5 protein-coding genes are annotated in these 6,896 nt (G+C 48.2%); all 5 read right to left on the bottom strand.

The window, feature by feature from the left end; translation table 11 throughout:
• The coding region (locus SGI97_03665) for a hypothetical protein (protein MDZ4722989.1) at positions 1–863 on the bottom strand (863 nt) is incomplete at its 3' end.
• A 3-nt stretch (positions 864–866) separates the two neighbouring features.
• Positions 867–4,115 carry a hypothetical protein gene (locus SGI97_03660; protein ID MDZ4722988.1) on the bottom strand — a complete coding sequence of 1,083 codons (3,249 nt, stop codon included), beginning with the start codon at positions 4,113–4,115 and terminating at the stop codon, positions 867–869.
• A gap of 17 nt (positions 4,116–4,132) precedes the next feature.
• Positions 4,133–4,972: an NHL repeat-containing protein gene (locus tag SGI97_03655; GenBank protein ID MDZ4722987.1), complete on the bottom strand. Its 840-nt coding sequence runs from the start codon at positions 4,970–4,972 to the stop codon at positions 4,133–4,135.
• 155 nt (positions 4,973–5,127) lie between these two features.
• On the bottom strand, positions 5,128–5,943 hold the full coding sequence (locus SGI97_03650) for a hypothetical protein (protein ID MDZ4722986.1): 816 nt from the start codon (positions 5,941–5,943) through the stop codon (positions 5,128–5,130).
• A gap of 10 nt (positions 5,944–5,953) precedes the next feature.
• Positions 5,954–6,886 carry a hypothetical protein gene (locus SGI97_03645; GenBank protein ID MDZ4722985.1) on the bottom strand — a complete coding sequence of 311 codons (933 nt, stop codon included), beginning with the start codon at positions 6,884–6,886 and terminating at the stop codon, positions 5,954–5,956.
• Between the last annotated feature and the right edge of the window lie 10 nt (positions 6,887–6,896).

Below are 6,896 nucleotides of genomic sequence, written 5' to 3'. Positions count from 1 at the left end.
GCGACGCGAAAATTCGAGCGGCTACTCGCGCGTCGATCGCTCACAACAGAAACCTCGCGTCCATCTCCGAAGATATTGCGCAGACGAAGATCCAGATTCCAGACGAGTCCGCTTGGATCATCTGGCAGATAACCCCCGCCCCCAAAAATAGAGACCGGACGTCGCTCGACAAAAATGTATTCGAGGTCTGCCTCGGTATATCCTGCTCGCGGACGAACTACAATCGGCGGCTTGAACGTAATAAAAGGAATAGCAACTGCCCGTCTTTCCAACTCTTTTATGCTTTCTTCGCTGAGTGTGTCCCCTTTGGGAATGCCGAGATACCGCTCAATCAGGATCGCGTTGGTTTTGTCAAGCCCGACATATCGGGATGATGAGACTTTCACAAGCGGGCCTCGGTTAATTGAAACATCAAGTTCAACACTTGATTCCCTCTTGACGACGGATGTCACCGTAGCCGTAGCGAAGTAAAAGCCCTTCGCACTCAGCCTGTCTGCCTCTTCAGAAAGCAGAGCCTCGGTATTGTTCTTTGTGAATGGCACTTTGAGTTTAGTAACTTTGGATGTGCTGTCATGAACTCTGATGAGTGAAACCGAATATTGAGCTCCGGCATCGATAGTAACAGTATCGTTCGCGTACTCTGCAATCGCATCAAGATAACCTTCCTGCTGGAGTTTCAATTGCAGACTTATTAAAAGTTGCTTTTGTTTTGTTGAATCGGTTAACGAGAACGGCGTTTTGGCAATTTCGGATTCGAGAATTGACGATTGTTCCGGCGCTTCACCGAAGTAGCGAATCTCGACTGAATTACTCGATATGGCCGATATGAGTGTCGCAAAAAGTATAACAAGTGTTGTTTTCATAACTTAAAACTCCGCAATGACCTCGCCTCGACCAGAGACCCTGCCAGAGCGAGCATCGGAATGTCTGCCAGTGAAAGAAAGGCTTAACTTTAGCCCACCACGGATTCCATAATTCATTACTGTCGTCCAAAGCGCTCCATACAGGCCATATTTATTGTCTGTCAGGCGATAGGAAACTGTTTCACTTTCGTCCGGTAGAGTTTGCCGATACAGCTCGAAGTTCGCTCTGAGTTCTCCTCGACGAAACAGATTAAGGCGTGCACCGGAAAGTATTGAAAATGTCTCGGCGCGCTGGCTTTCTGACGCGGCCTCTCGATATGAGCCTCCGGCGCTGACTTCACCAACACCGATAACTTGTCTGATTGTAAGCAGTAACTTATATCCGTTAATTGCGCCGCCATCGCCATAGTAGTTATCCTGATCACCTCTAAACACATCTGCGGCTTCTTCAAAATACGTTTGAACCAAACGCTGTTTTAATGCCAATCTTCCTTTACTGTCTTCCCTGCGATAAGCTGTGCCTGACAATTGACGGATCTGAATATCTTCGCTGGCTGAAAGCGTTGCAAAATAAAAGCCTGCGAAGGGAAGGAGCTGCAGTTGGCCGTCGTAGTGACGTGAATAAAAAAGGTAAGGCTGTTTTCCGTCGGATAGAAAAGGGACTATCCACCAATATGTTCTCTTTCCGTCACGCAACAGCTCTTCTTCGATTCGGGAGTTCATACGAACTGCAAACAGCTCGGCCTCCTTATCAAAATAGAACGACCTCTCCCCTCGACGCACACGTTCGGCACCCGAGAGAATTTCTTCGACCTGAATAAAGTTACCTATTGGATCAGGAATGTATTTTCTGTCATCAAGAGTATATTGCCCCTGGCCGGATTGAACTTCGAGATATCCAATCCCACGGGCGTTGCGTCGTTCATCCGAGACAAGATAGCTGCCATGGACGCGAAGTCGCCGCGCGCTATTGTCATACCTCAGGGCGGTCCGGGCGAGAAAATTTTCTTCATCGGACTGACTTCGCTTCGCCCACTGATACGTGGTCGCCAATTCATATCCCAGATTCCCGAACTTTCGTTCTCCCTTGAGAGATATCCTGTCACGCTCGAGCGATCTATACCATGTTGCGGCCGATGGAAGCGAGTCCTCGATGAACTTTTCGTAGCTCATTTGCCCCGAAGTATTTCCAAGCGATATTTCTGCTCTGTCAAAACGTGCTCCCTCATCAGACTGAAGGTAATTTTGCACACGGCGATCATGCTCGTAGCGTGAATTTAGTTTGATTGTGCGATGAAGACCAAGCGCGGAACCGGCATAATAACCGTTAACACGGCCAAAGCGTTCAGAGCCGGAATCAGCGAGCTTCGATAAGAGCCACAGCCCCCCGGCGTCGACATTTAATCTATCGGAAAGCATCCATTTTCCGTCAAGTCCTCCAGTACGCGACCGAAAACTTCGGTCATAATCGATATCTGCAAAATATGGTTTGATCTCGATGGCTGAGTGCGGAAATAGACTGGCACTAAAATCATGGAGCAGTTCAGCTGTTTGGGTCTGGTAATTTGCAGGAAGAAAAAAACTTCTGTCAAAATCGACATTGTCTATTCTCTCCCGAGTTCGAAAAGCCGACTCACGCGACCGCCGGCGCATCGTGACTGAATTCTTCTGGCCATTCCACTTCCACGGCCGGTCAAGTTCAAGGGCATAGTACAAGCCATCATTGTTTTCATCATCGTGCGTCGACCAGAGATTCCTATCCTCACTGGATGATCGTATGTCGGCCGTTACAGTACCTATGAGTTCAGTCCTCCAGCCAGCAAGGCTCCGGTATTGCGTCAGTCGTTCGGCTCGAGGGAGTATAACGACTGGCAGATATTCCCCTCTTCCGAGGCCCACGAAGTTGAAACGATCATCACCAAGAAATTGATATGACCCCTGTGACTGCCCCACAAAACTGAAGGTGACCGCAATATCACCGTTTGTCTTGCCGACGTACTGATAGACTGAGTCTGGCAAACTATCGACGAAAAGTATATATGAGCCGTTGGTGTCTGCGGCAACGCCAGAGCGTGTAGTCGAGAAGTCTCCGCTTTCCGCAAGTAAATCCTGCTCGGTTTCCGAAAAATTTCCTATGAGCGGCCGCTCTTTGTCGTCTCCTTCACGCAGCGCAGAAACCGAGAGAAAGTAGGAGGAATCATGCAGCGAAACTCCTGATTCGCCTGCAACAAGTTCTTTTCGATAGTTGGTTGCCTGCGGTTCAAAATCCACTTCTACCCGACTTCGACTGTCGATGACTGTGGTAACTGTGAAGGTAATTCGGCCAAGCGGGTAATCGAACACATAGTCCTTATTTGAGCCTCGCTCCAATCGACGACCGTCGAGCCAAACAGTTTCTGATCCGGGCACAACAGGACTCGCGCCGGAGTTGGCTCCGAGCTGATACGGTCCTTGAAAGCCGTTCTGACCAATAAATTTCTGAGTGGTGAAGGTCCCTTTGGGCCTTGCGGCAGTTGCACCGGCGTGCCAATCGGGATAGGTCAGCGCAAATGAGGTGCCAGTGATGCTTTTTGAACCGCTTTGATATTGCCGGTCAGAAATTGAGATATCGCCGACCTGCGCCAGCAGTCGTTTTGACTTGAGCACGAGATTGAGTTTATCGAGTTCGCTTATCTGGCTGTTTAATGTGCCATACGAAGGGTCGAAGCCTCTATCTGATATCGAGCCTGAAAGTTCAACCCCATCGGATAGCTCACCATCGACACTGAGATCAAGAGACTGTCCAAATTCCGCGCTTCCAGATGACTGCGCTGAATATCGAAACGTTTTAGCGCCGGAGAGTTTTATTGTTCGGCCTGATAACTGAGGACGGGCTAATGATACAATATCTTCACTTTCAACTGGCTTTGTCTGTTCTCCCCCGGCTTCTGGAAGCCTTCTTCCGACGGACATCTCTATCCATAACGGAAGGGGCTCAAAAACAACAATCAGACTGTCGCCGTTCTGTACTGCAAGTCGGGAAAGGTCAAAACGTCCTTGTCCCGGGATGAAAGAATATTCATCCCCACGAACGAGCAGACGTCGATTGAGATAAAGGGAATCAGAACCAGTAAAGATTCGATGTGCGCTAATATCAAGCCATTTCGGAATATCTGGCGCAATTTTTACAAGTGTGGTGGTAGAAAATGTCTGAGACGCAAATAGCGTGAAAATGAGGATAACGAGGAATGATATGAAACGATTATTTCGCACGGTTTTGCCTGCCGGCTTTATTCTCCTTGGGGGGATCGTATCAAGCGCATTATCAGGACTCGGTTATTTCCACGGTCGCTCAGGGCAAGCTGGTCGGCTGAAAGAAACACAATATCTGATGGATTTCTGACCGGCGAAGTAATGCCAGTAAATAGCGGCCCTGCTTCAAAAATTTTCACGCCTTTGTTACTTAAAACCATGATGGTTGCCTTCTGTGCATCAACGACCCACAGTAGACCTGATTTATCAAAAGTCGCGGCTACAGGTCGCTGGAATAGAATGTCATCTCCGTGTTCGACGATATCTCTCTCAAAGTTACCGTATCCGTCATACACGACAAGTCGGTGATTTCCGGCATCGCTGACAATCATATTGTCTTGGGCGTCTCTAAGCAGTTTTTCCGGCGCATTTAGTTGTCCGCCTGAGTAGCCAAACTCTCCGATAAACCGATCGAATGCGCCCCCGGAATTAAAGAGCGCGATACGGTTGTTTCTTCTGTCGGCGATCCAGACTTTCCCGTATTCCGTAATGGCAATTCCTGAAGGTTCTCCAACGGAAAGCGGATCACTCGAGTTGGAAAGGCTGAAGTCATCGACAAAGTTTAAACGCGCATCAAACCTGCTGAGCCGCCGGTTTCCTTCATCTGCGACAAATACATTCAGATTATTATCGACAGTCACAAACCCCGGTCTTCTCAACTCGCCAGCCTGACTGCCTTGTCCGCCGACTTCGCGCACGGGAACCAGTTCGCTGTTAAATGTGATAAGCCGATCATTGCCATTGTCTGTCACATATAATGTCCCCTGACGATCGACCGCCAAACCGGTTGGTTCTTTAAGATTTTTCCCAAGCACCATACCGAAGATCTCCTTCTCGACGACCATGACGATGGAGGTTACCTCAGTAGTCTGCTCAGTCTGAGGTCGAGGCGCCTTTCCACATGTGAACATGCACAGCGACACCATTGACGCCGCGGCCACAAATGCGCGCGGAGAGATGGAATGAAAGTATGTCATCGTAAAAAGTCAGAGTGTAATGTCAATTTAATTTGGCTGTTCTTACTGGCTGGATACACTGCGATATCGAGTGATGAGTTTCCGCCGAGTGAAATTTTTTCTTCGAGTAGGCGACCTTGTTTTCGGGACATAAGGGTTGCATCAATAATTGAAATGAACCGGGTCACTACCATTGCGCCAAGGGCAAATTCAGACCGACGGTCGGCTTCGCGGCTGCTATTTTTCAATGTTCGAAACATATCTCTGTCCTCGGGGTTTTCCCAGCGCCAGTATGTGTCTAAGTTGTTGGGATGGTAGTACTCGCGCGATGGCTCGATTACCCTTCCAGCCGTATTGTACAAATCGACATTGTCATAAAAGCCTACAAGATCAACAAATTCATCACTCTTTCCCTCCAGCCGTGCACTGGCATTGGATGCCGCGAGTCTGATATAATCATCCTCTTTCCAGTTGCTGTAGACTTTGAATGTGACAAAGCTAAGTATTGACAGTCCCTCGGCTACAAAGAAATAACGAGCTTTTCTTCTGTCTCCCAGATAGTATTCACCTGCACCGGGCACAAGAGCCGAGAGAAGGATCGCTTTGGTTCTTGATTTGCGTTTTCCTTCCGGCACTTGGCGGTCATTGTTGTTCCGGACTGGCTTATCAGTTGGTTCGTCGTCAAATTCATCGGCGCCTAAATTGAACGCGTAGATGTTGGCATGGAAGGCGCTGTCAAAGACTGAATTCTTCAGCTCAATGCATACCGCCGAATCAACACAGAGAAATACGAGGAGAGAGACAAAAAGCGCGTGGCCAGAATTCTTATTCATATATATTACGTCAAAATTTAAGCGAAACCGTTACATAAGGAGTATCGCTGTAGGTATATATCGTTCTGAATTTTGGTTTTATCGTAATGGCGCTAAACTCATCGTCTCCGAGCGCGACGTGCTTGTTGCGGCCTCGGGTTGAGAAATAGGCTTCGAATCCGCTAATAAGATGATTCGCTATCGAGACAAAAATCATTCGTGTAGCTCGATCATAGGAGTTGTTGGCATCGTTGCGCATTGTTTCATATTGATTGCGCATTGCCGAAAACGGCACGCCGTTGGCATCGCCAATTTGAGGCGCACGATTTCCGGTTGTATCAAAGTAATACAAATCCCTTGTACCCCCTGCAAACGTGATACTGGCATCATTCCACCCCCATGCAAATTGATCGTATTTTCCCGCTAACTCAAAGAATTGCTGTGAAAGCGTATCATCGGGCAGTTCATGTGAAAACCCTTTGACGGCTTCATCGTGAAGAGAATCTTCGTTCCGGGTATTATAGGCCGATTTTAAATAGTAGGAATAACGTTTCTGACTAAAATTCGCATGGTTGAAGGCCTCGAAGGAATCGGTTTTTTTATTACCATCATTATGATAATTTAGATACAGCGCCCAGGTCACAACTTCGGCGCCAAAGAAAATAAATGGCTTTATTCTGGCGCCGGCATAGTATTGGCCAAGGCCAGGGACCAAGAGCGAGAGCACAAATGCCTTGCCCGGTGATTTATATCCCGGGGGGGTTGAACCTCCGAGACCAGCCTTTGCCCCATCGTCACCACCCAATTGGTCTCCTGTCGAGTAGGCATCCGCGGCGTTGTCGAATCGGATTTTTTGCAGTTCCATTTCGAATGGCGTTAGCCGCAGCTCTGTACTCTGCGCTGAGCCTGACACAAGACAGATAACCACAGCTGAACAAAAACCTAATATGATAAGACGAAACATCGACACAAAT

The sequence above is a fragment of the Candidatus Zixiibacteriota bacterium genome, from assembly GCA_034439475.1.
Lineage (GTDB): Bacteria > Zixibacteria > MSB-5A5 > GN15 > FEB-12 > JAWXAN01.
The sequence above is the reverse complement of the archived record's forward strand: the minus strand, read 5'-3'. Positions and strand labels throughout refer to the sequence as shown.